The sequence below is a fragment of the Variovorax sp. RCC_210 genome (assembly GCF_041355175.1).
In the GTDB taxonomy this organism is placed as follows: domain Bacteria; phylum Pseudomonadota; class Gammaproteobacteria; order Burkholderiales; family Burkholderiaceae_C; genus Variovorax.
The window spans coordinates 162499-176638 of record NZ_JBFUPJ010000001.1 but is presented as its reverse complement, the minus strand read 5'-3'; the positions used below and the strand labels follow the sequence as shown (position 1 = coordinate 176638).

General features: G+C 68.6%; 13 protein-coding genes. 2 read left to right on the top strand and 11 right to left on the bottom strand.

Annotation, left to right across the window (positions count from 1 at the left end):
• Positions 1–50: 50 nt before the first annotated feature.
• From AB6807_RS00845 to AB6807_RS00835, 3 genes are read right to left on the bottom strand one after another with little or no spacing between them, the layout of a single operon-like run.
• Entirely contained in the window at positions 51–842 is a 792-nt protein-coding gene (locus tag AB6807_RS00845) for a xanthine dehydrogenase family protein subunit M (RefSeq protein ID WP_371083166.1), read from the bottom strand.
• Between the two features lie 26 nt (positions 843–868).
• Positions 869–3319 (bottom strand): xanthine dehydrogenase family protein molybdopterin-binding subunit, encoded by a 2451-nt coding sequence (locus tag AB6807_RS00840; protein ID WP_371083165.1) that lies wholly within the window; start codon positions 3317–3319, stop codon positions 869–871.
• Positions 3320–3332: 13 nt separating this feature from the next.
• Entirely contained in the window at positions 3333–3830 is a 498-nt protein-coding gene (locus tag AB6807_RS00835; protein WP_371083164.1) for a (2Fe-2S)-binding protein, read from the bottom strand.
• A gap of 185 nt (positions 3831–4015) precedes the next feature.
• Here AB6807_RS00835 and AB6807_RS00830 point away from each other — a divergent pair, with 185 nt between their 5' ends.
• Positions 4016–5158 carry a helix-turn-helix domain-containing protein gene (locus AB6807_RS00830; protein ID WP_371083163.1) on the top strand — a complete coding sequence of 381 codons (1143 nt, stop codon included), beginning with the start codon at positions 4016–4018 and terminating at the stop codon, positions 5156–5158.
• 51 nt (positions 5159–5209) lie between these two features.
• Here AB6807_RS00830 and AB6807_RS00825 read toward each other — a convergent pair whose 3' ends face one another.
• From AB6807_RS00825 to AB6807_RS00790, 8 genes are all read right to left on the bottom strand, one after another.
• The gene (locus AB6807_RS00825; RefSeq protein ID WP_371083162.1) at positions 5210–5587 is read right to left on the bottom strand and encodes a nuclear transport factor 2 family protein; all 378 of its coding nucleotides are present in this window, start codon (positions 5585–5587) and stop codon (positions 5210–5212) included.
• A 114-nt stretch (positions 5588–5701) separates the two neighbouring features.
• On the bottom strand, positions 5702–7195 hold the full coding sequence (locus tag AB6807_RS00820; RefSeq protein ID WP_371083161.1) for a M81 family metallopeptidase: 1494 nt from the start codon (positions 7193–7195) through the stop codon (positions 5702–5704).
• Entirely contained in the window at positions 7192–8445 is a 1254-nt protein-coding gene (locus tag AB6807_RS00815) for a Zn-dependent hydrolase (protein ID WP_371083160.1), read from the bottom strand. The genes AB6807_RS00820 and AB6807_RS00815 overlap by 4 nt, the downstream gene beginning before the upstream one ends.
• 34 nt (positions 8446–8479) lie before the next feature.
• On the bottom strand, positions 8480–9190 hold the full coding sequence (locus AB6807_RS00810; protein WP_371083159.1) for an ABC transporter ATP-binding protein: 711 nt from the start codon (positions 9188–9190) through the stop codon (positions 8480–8482).
• Entirely contained in the window at positions 9187–9954 is a 768-nt protein-coding gene (locus AB6807_RS00805) for an ABC transporter ATP-binding protein (protein ID WP_371083158.1), read from the bottom strand. Before AB6807_RS00805 ends, AB6807_RS00810 begins: the two co-directional genes overlap by 4 nt.
• A complete protein-coding gene (locus AB6807_RS00800; RefSeq protein WP_371083157.1) occupies positions 9951–10937 on the bottom strand; it encodes a branched-chain amino acid ABC transporter permease in 987 nt (328 codons plus the stop codon). Before AB6807_RS00800 ends, AB6807_RS00805 begins: the two co-directional genes overlap by 4 nt.
• An 8-nt stretch (positions 10938–10945) precedes the next feature.
• The gene (locus AB6807_RS00795) at positions 10946–11806 is read right to left on the bottom strand and encodes a branched-chain amino acid ABC transporter permease (protein WP_116908125.1); all 861 of its coding nucleotides are present in this window, start codon (positions 11804–11806) and stop codon (positions 10946–10948) included.
• A gap of 128 nt (positions 11807–11934) precedes the next feature.
• Positions 11935–13140: an ABC transporter substrate-binding protein gene (locus AB6807_RS00790; RefSeq protein WP_371083156.1), complete on the bottom strand. Its 1206-nt coding sequence runs from the start codon at positions 13138–13140 to the stop codon at positions 11935–11937.
• Between the two features lie 229 nt (positions 13141–13369).
• Between AB6807_RS00790 and AB6807_RS00785 the strand changes: the two genes are divergently transcribed.
• On the top strand, positions 13370–14134 hold the full coding sequence (locus AB6807_RS00785) for a FadR/GntR family transcriptional regulator (RefSeq protein WP_371083155.1): 765 nt from the start codon (positions 13370–13372) through the stop codon (positions 14132–14134).
• Positions 14135–14140: the final 6 nt, after the last annotated feature.

Below are 14140 nucleotides of genomic sequence, written 5' to 3'. Positions count from 1 at the left end.
TCCTTGTGGCGTCGTCGTCTTCGTAGGCTTCGTGGGGAGCGCCCGCGCGCTCAGCCCAGCGCCTTGGTGACCGCGCGTTGCGTGAGCACGCTGATCAGGTTCGCGCGGTAGGCGGCGGAGGCATGCAGGTCGCTGTTGAGGTCGCTCGCGTCGATCTTCACGCCCGCGGCGGACGCGGCGGTAAAGCTCTGGTTCAGCGCGTCTTCCAGCCCCGCATGGCGGAACACGCCGTTGCCCGCGCCGGTGACGGCCACGCGCACGCCGCTGTCGTACTGCGCCACGAAGACGCCGACCAGCGGAAAGTGCGAAGCCTTCTGGCGCAGCTTCTCGTACACGGCGCGTTTCGGAACGGGAAAGCGGATGGCGGTGATCAGCTCGTCGTCTTCCAGCGCGGTGGTGAACAGGCCCTGGAAAAAGTCGTCAGCGGCAATCTCGCGCTTCGACGTGACCACGGTGGCACCCGTGCCCAGCACCGCGCTCGGGTAGCACGCCGCCGGGTCGTTGTTGGCCACCGAGCCGCCGATGGTGCCCATGGCGCGCACCTGCCGGTCGCCGATGCGCGAGGCCAGGTCGGCCAGCGCCGGAAACGCCGCTTTCAGCTCGGCGTGGTTGGCCACGTCGAGGTGGCGCGACATGGCGCCGATGGTGAAGCTGTCGCCGTCCTTCCTGATGCCGGTGAGCTCGCTGATGCCGCTCAGGTCCACCAGCTGGTCGGGGGCGGAAAGCCGCAGCTTCATCGAGGCCAGCAGGGTCTGGCCGCCGGCCAGCGCCTTGGCGCCGGCGCCGACCAGCTTGGCCGCATCGGCCACCGAGGCGGGCCGTTCGAGTGTGAAGGCGTACATGGTGTGTGGTTCCTTCTTTGTTGTGTTCAGGGAGCGGGCCGGCCCTGGGTGCTGGCGGCGAGCGCGGGCTCTTGCGGCATGGCGTCCTTCGCGGCGCTGCCGCTGCCCTTCTGCATCGCTTCCCAGACGCGGCTGGACGATGCGGGCATGTCGAAGTCCTTCACGCCCAGGGGCGCGAGCGCGTCGAGCACGGCGTTGATGACCGCCGGCGGCGAGCCGATGGCCCCTGCCTCGCCGCAGCCCTTGGTGCCCAGCGGGTTGTGGGTGCACGGGGTGCACACGGTGTCCAGCTTGAACTGCGGAAACTCCGCGGCGCGCGGCATGGCGTAGTCCATGAAGCTGCCGGTGAGCAGCTGGCCCGTTTCGTTGTCGTACACGCAGTTTTCCAGCAATGCCTGGCCGATGCCCTGCACCAGCCCGCCGTGCACCTGGCCCTCGACGATCATCGGGTTGATGATGGTGCCGAAGTCGTCCACCGCGGTGAAGCGGTCGACCCGCACCTCGGCGGTCTGCCTGTCGATCTCGACCTCGCAGATGTAGGTACCGCCCGGAAAGGTGAAGTTGGTCGGGTCGTAGAAGGCGGTTTCGTTCAGGCCCGGTTCCAGCTTGTCGAGCGGGTAGTTGTGCGGCACGTAGGCCGTGAGCGCCACCTGGCCGAACGGGATCTTCTTGTCGGTGCCCTTGACCGTGAATTCGCCGTTGGCGAACTCGATGTCGGCGTCGCTCGCCTCCATCAGGTGCGCGGCGATTTTCTTGGCCTTGGTCTCGATCTTGTCGAGCGCCTTCATGATGGCCGCGCCGCCCACCGAGATGGAGCGCGAGCCGTAGGTGCCCATGCCGAAGGGCACGCGGCCGGTGTCGCCGTGCACCACGTCGACGTTCTCCACCGGAATGCCCAGGCGCGCCGCCACCACCTGCGCGAAGGTGGTCTCGTGGCCCTGGCCGTGGCTGTGCGAGCCGGTGAACACCGTCACGCTGCCGGTCGGGTGCACGCGGATCTCGCCGCACTCGAACAGGCCCGCGCGCGCGCCCAGCGCACCCGCGATGTTCGACGGCGCGATGCCGCAGGCCTCGATGTAGCTCGAATAGCCGATGCCGCGCAGCTTGCCCCTGGCCTCGCTGGCCGACCTGCGCGCCGCGAAGCCGTCGACCTCGGCCAGCGCCTGCGCCTTGGTCATGCAGGCGTGGAAGTCGCCGGTGTCGTACTGCAGCGCCACCGGCGTCTGGTACGGAAAGGTGGTGATGAAGTTGCGCTTGCGGATCTCGTCCTGCCCCAGGTTCATTTCCCAGGCACAGCGCGACACCAGCCGCTCCAGCAGGTAGGTGGCCTCGGGCCGGCCGGCGCCGCGGTAGGCGTCCACCGGCGCGGTATTGGTGAACCAGGCATCGACCTCCACGTAGATCTGCGGCGTGGTGTATTGGCCCGCCAGCAGCGTCGCGTAGAGGATGGTCGGCACCGCCGTCGAGAAGGTCGACAGGTACGCGCCCAGGTTGGCGTCGGTGTGCACGCGCATGGCGAGGAACTTGCCGTCCTTGTCCATCGCCATCTCGGCATGGCTCACGTGGTCGCGGCCGTGCGCGTCTGAAAGGAAACACTCCGAGCGCTCCGCCGTCCACTTGATGTTGCGGTTGAGCTGCTTGGCCGCCCAGGTGAGGCACACGTCCTCGGCGTACAGGAAGATCTTGGAGCCGAAGCCGCCGCCCACGTCGGGCGCGATCACGCGCACCTTGTGCTCGGGCAGGCCCAGCACGAACGCCGTCATGAGCAGCCGCTCGACGTGCGGGTTCTGGTTGGACACGTACAGCGTGTAGTCGTCGGTGCCGCGGCTGTAGCTGCCGATGGCCACGCGCGGCTCGATCGGGTTGGGAATGAGCCGGTTGTTGACCAGGTCGAGCTTGGTCACGTGCGCGGCGGTGGCGAACACCGTGTCGACCGCGGCCTTGTCGCCCAGCACCCACTTGTAGCACTGGTTGTCGGGGGCTTCGTCGTGCAGCGTGGTGTTGCCGGTTTTCTTCGCCGCGTCGGCCACGCTCACCAGCGCGGGCAGCACGTCGTAGTCGACCACCACGGCCTCGGCGGCGTTCTTCGCCTGCTCGACCGTCTCGGCCACCACCATGGCCACGTGGTCGCCCACGTAGCGCACCTTGTTGATCGCCAGGATCGGGTGCATCGGCTCCTTCATGGGGGTGCCGTCGGGGTTGTTGATGAGCCAGCCGCAAGGCAGCCCGCCCATCTTTCCCTCGATGTCCTTGCCGCTGAAGATGCCGACCACGCCGGGCATCTTCAACGCCTCGGCGATGTCGACCGACTTGACCGTGGCGTGGGCGTGCGGCGAGCGCACGAAGACCGCATGGCTCTGGTTGGCCAGCGTGATGTCGTCGGTGTAGTTGCCCGCGCCGGTCAGGAAGCGATAGTCTTCCTTGCGCCGCAGCGCCTCGCCGATGTGGGGCAGGTTCGAGAAGTCGGAGGCACCCATGATGTCGCTCCCTTCACGCCGTGACGGTTGCTTTGACCGGCGTGCCCGAGGCCATCGCCTCGCCGCCCATCTTCACGGCCTTCACGATGTTCTGGTAGCCCGTGCAACGGCACAGGTTGCCGTCGAGCAGCTCGCGGATCTCGGTCTCGCTCGACTTGGGGTGGTGGGTGCACAGGTCGATGGCGCTCATGACCATGCCCGGCGTGCAGAAGCCGCATTGCAGGCCGTGGCATTCCTTGAACGCCGCCTGCATGGGATGCATGGTGCCGTCGGCCTCGGCAATGCCCTCGATGGTGGTGATGTCGCTGCCTGCCGCCTGCGCGACCAGGATGTTGCACGACTTGACCGCCCGCCCGTTCACATGGACGGTGCACGCGCCGCACTGCGCGGTGTCGCAACCCACATGGGTGCCCGTGAGGTGGAGGTGCTCGCGGATGGCGTGGACAAGGAAGGTGTTGGGTGGCGCGTCGACCGTGACCTGGCGGCCGTTGACCTTGAAAGCGACCTGCATGTGGCTGTCTCCGTGAAAGGTGATGGCTGGTTCAGCGAAAGCATCTTGGATGGCGACCTTTCGCACTATCCTAGGCAAAACCCTTGCCACTTGCACAGAGCGCGCGAAATTCTCAAAATGAAACAGCTTGCCATCCGGCGAGCCGGGAAAAGCCCCGAAAAGCGCGTGCACGCGAGCCCCCCACGATGCCTGTCTCTCTTGTTTCACCGCCGCCGGAGCGGTCGCTGGCCATTGCCCAGGCCCGGCGCGAACTGATCGATGGCGAGTCGCCGCGCGCACGCGGCGCGGCCTGCATCGACTCATGGATCGCCCGGTCGTGGCAACGCTGCATCGAGGCCGGCCGCCGGCCGCAGCAGCGGGTGAGCTTCGAGCCGGTGAGCCGGAGTCACAGCTGCGACATCGCCGAGCGCAACCGCGCGCTGATCGCCGTGGCGCGTCCGGTGATCGAACGGCTTTCGCGCGCCATTGCCGACACGCGCTACTTCGCCATCCTGACCGACGCCGAGGGCATCGTGGTGGACGTGGGCAACCTGCCCGACGGCACCGACACCGCCAGCCGCTGCGCGCGCGACATTGGGCGCGTGGGCGTCGACCTGTCGGAGCGCGCCATCGGCACCAGCGCCATCGGCACGGCGCTGGCCGAGCAGGAGTCGGTGTGGCTGCACGGCGGCGAGCACTTCTTCGACGACACCAGCGTGTACAGCTGCGCCGGCGCGCCGCTCTTCGGTCCCCAGGGCGACTGCATCGGCATGCTCGACCTGACCGGCGTGCAGGTGGTGGAGCGCCCCGAGCTGCGGCACCTGGCCGCGCTGTCGGCGCGCAGCATCGAGAACACCCTGGTCATGCGCGAGCCCTGCGAGCTGCTGCTGCACCTGGCCTGGCCGGGCAGTCCGGCCGGCGAGGCGAGCGAAGGGCTGCTGTGCATCGATGCCGGCGGCAGCGTGATCGGCGCCAACGCGGCGGCGCGCCAGATGCTGCACCAGCCGCTGGCGCGCAACACGCAGCCGCTGCATTTCAACGACCTGTTCGCCCTGCCGCTGCACATGATGTTCGACGCGGCCCGCCGCGCCGACGCGGTGCTGGAGGTGCCGCTGTGGTCCGGCCTGCGGGTGCAGGTGCGGCCCCAGGCCGGCGGCCGCGGCGGCGCCGTGGCCGCGCCCGCCGTCGATGCGCGCCCGCGCCTGCGCGACGTGGAGACCGCGCTGATCCGCAAGGCGGTGGCCGATGCGCGCGGCAACGTGGCCGAAGCCGCACGGGCGCTGGGCATCAGCCGGGCGACGGTGTACCGCAAGCTGTGGCGCGGGCGGCCGGCGGGCGCGCCGGACTGAGCGCTGCGCACCAGGAAGAGATCAAGCGGCGCCACGCGCCATCAGGCCCCATCAGGCACCCACGGGCACCTTGTCCAGGAACCCCGTCACCGAGCGCAGCTTGCCCGCGTCGAGCTGCGCGAAGTCGGTGCCCTGGATCAGGTCTTGCGCCCCGCTCGGCCCGAGCGTCCACGAGAAGCGCATCTGGTCGCCGTGCGCGTCGGCCTTGCCCAGCAGGTGGAAGCGAAAGCCCGGAAAGCGCTGGTGCACCGCGCCCACCAGCGCGCTGATCTGCGCGTGGCCGCTGGCCTGCGCCATCGGGTCGATGTAGTGGGCGTTGGCGGTCCAGCCGGCTTCGATCAGCGCGGCGCGGCGCGCGGCGTCGGTCTCGTTCCAGACGGCGATGTAGTCGCGGGCGATCTGGGTGGCATCGTGTGCGGCGGTGTTCATGGTGGCCATTCCTTTCGGGGGGGTCGACCCGCAACAGCGCGGGGTGAAGGAATGGTCGCGGCGCACGCGATTCGCGTCGATGACGTGGCAGGTTATGTGTGCGTTATGTGGACGCTATGCGGCAGTGTCCATCGCCGCGTCCGCGTCCAGCGGAAACACCGGCCGGCGCACCTTGCTGAACGGGAACAGCCCGTAGTCCGAGCTGGTCACGCCCGGGCTGTCGCACTCCACCAGCGCGGCCGACAGCGGCACGAACACCGGCCGGCAGTACATGCGCGACTTCAGCAGCAGGAAGCGCTCGGTGCGCGGATCGAGCCCCGCGCACTCGAACACGCCGATGTCCCACGGCTCCTGCGTGCGCTCGGTCACCACGATGCGCGCGGCACCGATGTCGAACAGCACCGTGCGGCCCATGCTGCTGCGCTGGCCGGTGTAGGTAGGGCCGGTGATGACGTAGTCGCCGTCGCTGATGGCGCGCACCGTGCCCGTCAGGCGCACCGGCGTCTTCGACAGGCCGATGCCTTCGAGCGACACCTTGTTGCCCAGCGCCACGGTCACTTCGGCGCCCTCGCCCGCCGCGACCAGCTCGGCCACCGCCTCGGGGTCGCACAGCGGGCCCACGCCGATGCCGTGCAGGCCCTGGGCCAGCGCCTCCTGCAGCACGTCCATGGTGTCGCAGCTGCCGCCGGACATGCAGTTGTCCCCGTGGTCGAGCAGCAGCACCGGTTTGGAGGCGCCATGCGCGATGAGCTTGGCGCGCGCAATCGATTCCGCCAGCGGTTCGCTGCGGTAGATGAAGGCCTCGCGCTCGTTCCACATCTGCGTGGCGATGCAGTCGGCCGTGGCCTGCGCGCGCTCGGGCGACTGCGCGTCGACCACGATCACGCTCATGCACGGCGCCTCGATGTCCGACAGCGAGAAGCCCGCCAGGATCGACACCGCCAGCGACTCCGAACGCTCGGCCGCCTGCGCCGCCTCGATGGCCCGCTGCATCGCGCCGGTGAACGAGGCGCTGCGCAGCGTGTGCGCCATCAGCGGCAGCTGGCGCCAGCGCATGTGAGGCGTGCTGCGGCCGGCCAGCAGGTCGAGCAGCAGGCGGCCCGCGTGCGCGCCGGTCTCGTACATGTCGATGTGCGGATAGGTCTTGAAGCCGACGATGACGTCGGCGTTGCGCACCATCGCCGGCGTTACGTTGGCGTGCAGGTCGAGCGCCACGCCAATGGGCACGCCCGGCGCGGCGGCGCGCAGGCGCACCAGCAGGTCGCCCTCGCCGTCCGCGCTGTTCTGCGCCACCATGGCGCCGTGCAGGTCGAGCAGGATGGCGTCGCAGCCCGGCGCCGCGTCCACGATGCATTGCGTGAGCGTGGTGTAGGCCTGCGCATCGACCGGCCCGCTCGGGTTGGCCGAGGCCGACACCGGCGTGACCACCGTGGCACCCGCCTGCTCGGCCAGGTCGATGAAGGCCGACATCGCGGTGCGCATGCCCTTGTTGTCGGCGTACGCCTGCGCGCCGAAGGTGGGGCCGTCGGGCCCGAAGGCCGCGAGCGGCGTGGGCACGGGCGAGAAGGTGTTGGTCTCGTGGTTGAGGCGCGCGATCAGGACCTTCACGACACCACCCCCGCGCTTTGCAGCATGGCCTGCAGCAGCACGTTGCAGCCGGCTTCGAGGTGGTCGGGCTGCGCGTCCTCGATCTCGTTGTGGCTGATGCCGTCCAGGCACGGCACGAAGATCATCGCCGCGGGGCACACGCGCGCGAGGTACACCGCATCGTGGCCGGCGCCGCTGATCACGTTCATCCAGCCCAGGCCCTGCGCCTGCGCCGCGTCGCGCACCGCCGACACCAGCCGGGGCGTGAACGGCTGCGGCGGAAAGTACACCACCTGCTCCACCGTGGCCGCGACCTTGCCCTTGGTGGCGATGCGCTGCACCGCCGTCTTCAGCTCGGCGTCCATGGCCGACAGCACCACGTCGTCGGCCGCGCGCAGGTCGACGCTGAGCTTCACGCGGCCCGGGATCACGTTGCGCGAGTTCGGATAGTTGTCGATCCAGCCGACCGTGCCGCGTGCGTGCGGCGCGTGCGCCAGCGCGATGCGGTTCACCTCGATGACGAGCTCCGACGCGGCGAGCAGCGCGTCCTTGCGCAGTTCCATCGGCGTGGGGCCGGCATGCGCTTCCATGCCCTGCATCACCACGTCGTACCAGCGCTGGCCGAGCGCGCCCTCGACCACGCCGATCACGCGCTCGTTGGCTTCCAGCACCGGGCCTTGCTCGATGTGCGCCTCGAAATACGCGCCCACCGGCGAAGCGGCGGCCGAGGCCGGCGTGCTGCCCGCGTAGCCGATGGCCTGCAGCGCATCGGACACGCTCACGCCCTCGGTGTCGCGCTGGGCCAGCGCGTGCTCCAGCGTGAAGGCATCGACGAACACGCCCGAGCCCATCATCACGGGCACGAAACGCGAGCCTTCTTCGTTGGTCCACACGGCCACCTCGATCGGCGCCTCGGTCTGCACCTTGGCGTCGTTCAGCGCCCGCACCACTTCCAGCCCGGCGAGCACGCCGTAGTTGCCGTCGAACTTGCCGCCGGTGGGCTGGGTGTCGATGTGGCTGCCGGTGGTGACGGGGGGCAGCGCGTTGTCGCGGCCGGCGCGGCGCGCGAAGATGTTGCCGATGGCGTCCACGCGCACCTCGCAGCCCGCCTCGCGCATCCAGCGCGTGAACAGGTCGCGGCCCTGGCGGTCAAGCTCGGTCAGCGCGATGCGGCAGACGCCGCCTTTCTCGGTGGCGCCCAGTTGCGCCAGCTCCATCAGGGAGTTCCAGAGCCGCTGGCCGTCGATGCGGAGTTCGGTGTGTGATGTCATGGTGTTGCGAATGAGAAAAGAGGGGCGCGGGTGTTCAGGCAAGGCCCACGCCCAGGTAGCGGTCTTTCACTTCGTGGTCGGCAACGAAGTCGGCGTTGGCGGCCTCGTGCACGATCACGCCCTGCTCCACGATGTAGTGGCGGTCGGCCAGCTGCACGCAGACCTCCAGGTTCTGCTCGACCAGCAGGATGGCCACGCCCGCGGCCTTGATGGTCTTCAGCTGCGCGACGATTTCCTCGACGATGACCGGCGCGAGCCCCTCGACCGGCTCGTCGAGGATCAGCAGGCGCGGATGGTTCATGAGCGCACGGCCAATGGCCAGCATCTGCTGCTCGCCGCCCGAGAGCTGCCCGCCGCCGTTGCGCCGCCGCTCCTTCAGGCGCGGGAAGATGCGGTAGATGTCGTCCAGCTGCCAGGGCGATTCGCGCCGCTGACCGAGCAGCAGGTTTTCTTCCACCGACAGCAGCTTGAACACGCCGCGGTGCTCGGGCACCAGGCACACGCCGCGCTGCGCGATGCGGTGCGGCGGCTGGCCGGCAATGTCAGCGCCCTGGAAGCGCAAGCGGCCGCCGGTGGGCGTGACCGCGCCGGCAATGCTCTTGAGCGTGGTCGACTTGCCCGCGCCGTTGCGCCCCAGCAGCGTGACCAGCTCGGCCTCGCCCACCGTCAGCGAGACGCCCTGCAGCACATGGCTCTTGCCGTAGTGGGCGTGCAGCGCTTCGACTTCGAGGATGTTCGCGCTCATGCTTTTCCTCCGGTGATCATGTTGCCCAGGTACGCCGTGCGCACGCGCGCATCCGCGCGGATGTCGCCCGGCAGCCCCTCGGCCAGCACGCGGCCCAGCTGCATCACGGTGACGGTGTCCGAGATGTCCATCACGATGTTCATGTTGTGCTCGATCAGCACCACGGTGTGCGCGTCGCGCAGGCCGCGAATGAGCTGCTTCATGTCGTCGAGGTCGTCGATGCCCATGCCCGAGGTCGGCTCGTCGAGAAAGATGGCCTTGGGCTTCGCGGCCAGCGCCATGCCCACCTCGAGACGGCGCTGCTGGCCGTGCGACAGCACGCTGGCGGGCGTGTCGGCCAGGCGCTCCAGGCCCACGCGTGCGAGCACCTCGGCCACGGTGTCGGCGCAGGCGCGCTCGCCCACCGGCGCGCGCCAGCAGTTCATGGCCTGGCGCGGCGCGATGCCCTGCGCGGCCACGCGCAGGTTCTCGCGCACCGACAGGCTCGCGAACAGGCTGGTGACCTGGAACGAGCGCGCCATGCCGCGCTGCACGCGCTTGTGGTCGGGCTCGCGCGTCACGTCGTGGCCGTCGAACACGATGCGCCCGCCCGTGGTGGTGCCGGTGCCCGTGAGCATGTGGAACAGCGTGGTCTTGCCCGCGCCGTTCGGCCCGATCACCGAGTGCACGGTGTTGCGCCGGATCTTCATGTCGACGCCGCCCAGCGCGGCGAACTTGCCGTAGTGCTTGGTGACGCCGACGGCTTCGATGAGAACGTCGCTCATGCCTTGTCTCCCTGCGCAGCGACCGCCTGTGTCGCCTTTGTCGCCTTTGACGTTGCCGTTTCAAGCGCGGCCTTGCGGAACACGCGGCGCCAGGCGCTCTCGCCCAGGCCCCACAGCCCGCGCTGCATGCCGATGCTCACGCCGATTAGCAGCAGCCCCAGCAGCAGCAGCCAGCGCGGCCACAGCGTGGAGAGCCAGTCGGCCAGCAGCACATAGAAGGCCGAGCCCAGCACCGAGGCGAACAGGTTGCCGGTGCCGCCGATGACGGTGATGACCAGGATCATCTCGCTGGTGTGGTACTCGGCGTTCGACAGCGGCGCGATGCCGGTCATCATCGCGTGCAGCCCGCCCGCCAGGCCGGTGACGGCCCCGGAGATGACGAAGGCCAGCAGCTTGAAGCGCTTCAGGTCGTAGCCCACCGCGGCGGGGCGGTCCTCGTTGTCGCGAATGGCCAGCAGCGTGCGGCCGAACACCGAGTCGGTCACGCGCAGCAGCAGCGCGAACGCGATGAGGAAGACCACCGCCACGAAGGCGTAGTACTTCCACGGCGTGTCCATGAAGGCGGGGCGCGGCACGTCGAGCAGGCCGTTGTCTCCACCCGTGAGGCCCGAGGCGGTGTACGCCACGAAATAGAACATCTGCGCGAAGGCCAGCGTGAGCATCACGAAGTAGGTGCCGCGCTGGCGAATGGCCACCCAGCCGACCACCGCCGCGCCCAGCGCGCCCATGGCCACGGCCGCGAGCAGCGCCAGCGGCATGGGCACCTGCAGCCGCGTGAGCAGGATGGCGATGGTGTAGCTGCCCAGCCCGAAGAAGATGCCCTGGCCGAACGAGAGCAGCCCCGTGTAGCCCAGCAGCAGGTTGCAGCCCACGGCGGCAAGGCCGTAGATGAGCACTTCGCTCGCGAGCGAGCCCGAGCGCAGCACCAGCGGCAGGCCGAGCGCGACGACGAGCGCCAGCAGGAATGAATATTTTCTTGGCATGGCGTGGGTCATCCTCTGCGGCCGAGCAGGCCATGCGGGCGCAACAGGAGCACGGCCCCCATCGCGACGTAGATCATCAGGCTCGCGCCCGGCGGCCAGATGGTGCTCATCAGGCTCTGCACGATGCCGATCAGCAGCCCGCCGACCAGCGCGCCGCCGAAGCTGCCGAGCCCCCCGATCACCACCACCACGAAGGCCACGCTGAGCGCCTCCACCCCCATGAACGGCTCGGCGCCGCGAATGGGCGCGGCCAGCACGCCGGCCAGCGCCGCGGTGGCCGCGCCGAGCGCGAACACCAGGCTGAACACGCGGAACACGTTGATGCCCAGCAGCGACACCATCTCGGTCGATTCGCTGCCCGCGCGCACCGCGCTGCCCAGGCGCGTGCCTTCGAGCACCCACCACAGCAGCACCGCGAGCACGGCGGTGAAGCCGATGACGAACAGCCGGTACTTCGGGTAGATGAAGCTGCCCCACATCACCACGCCCTGCAGCAGGTCGGGCGTGGGCACGCTGTTGCCCAGCGGGCCCCAGAACACGATGACGATCTCCTGCACCGCCAGCGCCAGGCCCACGGTGACCAGGATGTGGAACTCGTGCGGCTTGGCGTACACGCGGCGCAGCAGCAGCTTCTCGGCCAGCCAGCCGAGCGCGCCCACCACGAGCGGCACCACCACCAGCGCGACCCAGAAGTCCAGGCCCCACTGCATGGCCTGGTAGCACAGGTAGGCACCCAGCAGGTAGAAAGCGCCGTGCGCGAAGTTCACGAAGCGCAGCAGGCCGAACACGATGGACAAGCCAACGGCCAGCAGGAAATACAGCATGCCGATGCCGATTCCGTTGATGGTCTGGAGCAGGTAGACAGACATGGTTATGCGTAATGGCAGGCTCGAATGCGGTGCCCCCTCGAGAACACCGCGGAACCGGCTTTGCCGGGCCGCAGGTGCTGCCCCCTGAAAGGGGGTTGGAGGACACGCGCAGTGGGCAAGCCTGGGGGTTAGCTCAACTTGCAGCCTGTCTTGTCGACGGGCAGGAACGACTTGCCCGAGCTCACCACGTCGACGTAGTCGGCCGGGTTCGCCATCTTCGACTTGGCCTTGCCCTTGAGCAGGTAGTAGTCCTTCACCACCTGGTGGTCGGCCTTGCGGATTTCTTCGGCGCCCGTGAGGCCGTCGTACTTCATGCCTTCCAGCGCGGCGATGACGGCCTTCTGGTCGACCGTGCCGGCCTTGACGATGCCGTCGATCAGGATCTTGGTGCAGATGTACGAGCCGGCCAGGCTGTAGTTGGGCACGATCTTCAGCTTGTCGGCCGTGCGCTTGACCAGGTCCTTGTTGAGCGGGGTGTCGGCCGTGTGCCAGTACTGCGCGCCGAAGTACACGCCGTCGCACAGGTCGGCGCCCAGCTCGTCGAACTGCTCCAGGCCAGAGGCCCAGGCCATGAGGATGGTCATGTTCTTGTGCATGCCGAAGCTCACCGCCTGGCGCAGTGCCGCCGACGACTGCGCGCCGAAGTTCAGCAGCAGCAGCACGTCGGGCTTGGCGGCCATGGCGTTGGTGAGGTAGCCGCTGAACTCCTTCTCGTTGAGCGAGTGGTAGCTGTTGCCCACGTGCTCGATGCCCTTCTCCTGGAAGATGTTCTTGGCCGCGCTCAGCAAGCCGTCGCCGAACACGTACTGCGGCGTGATGGTGTACCAGCGCTTGGCTTTCGGCATGGAGGCGATCAGCGGGCGCACCGTCTGCTCGATGGCGCCGAAGGTGGGCACCGACCAGCGGAAGGTGGCGGGGTTGCAGTCTTTTCCGGTGATTTCGTCCGCGCCCGCGGTGGTGATGAACAGGCCGCCGGCCTTTTCGGCCTCCTTGCCCATTGCCAGGGCCTCGGACGACAGGATGCCGCCCGCGAAGAACTTCGCGCCCTGCTGCTGCGAGGCCTCCTGCACCTTGCGCACGGCGGTCGCGGGCTTGCCTTCGGTGTCGAGCACCGTGTAGGCCAGCGGGCGCTTCAGCACGCTGCCGTACTGCTCGATGGCCAGCTTCATGCCCAGGTCGGCGAACTTGCCGTTGGCCGCGAAGGCGCCCGACATCGGCACCGGGCAGCCGAAGCGGATGGCCTCGGCCGATTGCGCGAAGACCGGGCGGCTCGCCAGGAGCGAGGCCGGGGCGGCCGACAGGGCGGCGAGCTGGAGGAGGTGTCTGCGTTGCATGGTGGGTTCTCCGATCGTGGGGGAAAGTTGAGGAGCGGTTGAGGTGGGAACGGAACGGGGGTGCCTGCGAATGCCGGCGAATTTAAGCGGATAAATAGGATTAATATGCTGGTAAAAACCCGCTAGCAAAACCCGTACCCAACGCCAGAGAGGGCCCTCGCATGACGCCGTTTAAGATCGCCCGCTGTTGCGCATCCCGCGCATCTCCCGATGGGCATGGAGCGCGTGAATGAGAGTGGGGCAGAACCGCCCGAAGCGGCAAAAGCTCTCGGACGTCATCGTCGAAGACGTCAAGCGCTGGATCGTGGCGGAGCGCAAGCAGCCCGGCGACCGGTTGCCCAACGAGAAGGAACTGATCGAGCTCTTCGGCTATTCGAAGAGCACCGTGCGCGAGGCGCTGAAGGCGCTGGAGGTGCGCGGCCTCGTCGCCATTCGCACCGGCCCGGGCGGCGGCGCGTACCTGCAGCAGGTGTCGGTGGACCATGCGTCGGAGCCGCTGCGCAACTTCCTGCACTTCCACCACCTCGACGGGCACCACATCTACCAGCTGCGCAAGGCGCTGGAGCCTGAACTGGCAGTGAGCGTGGTCGGCAAGCTCACGCCCGAGCAGTTCGAGAAGCTCGAAGCCAACGTGCGCCTGTGCACCGTCGAGCCCACCAACGAGGACGAGCTGCGCACGCAGCGCGAGGCCGAACTGGCCTTTCACACCATGCTGGCCGAAAGCTGCCCCAATCCGGTGCTTTCCTTCATGTGTCGCTTCCTGAACGACCTGCTGCGCGACCTCGTGGTCTACAAGAAGGCGCTGGACCACCACCACTTCGGCGAGACCAACGTCGACTACCACACGCAGCTGCTGGCCGCCTACCGCAAGGAAGACGCGAGCGAAGTGCGGCGGCTGATGGCCGAGCACATGGTCGACGCGGAACACCACATGCACGAGATGGAAGCGCACATCGGGGCGAAGCACCTGCTGCTGCCCAGTGGGCAGCGCTGAGTCCGG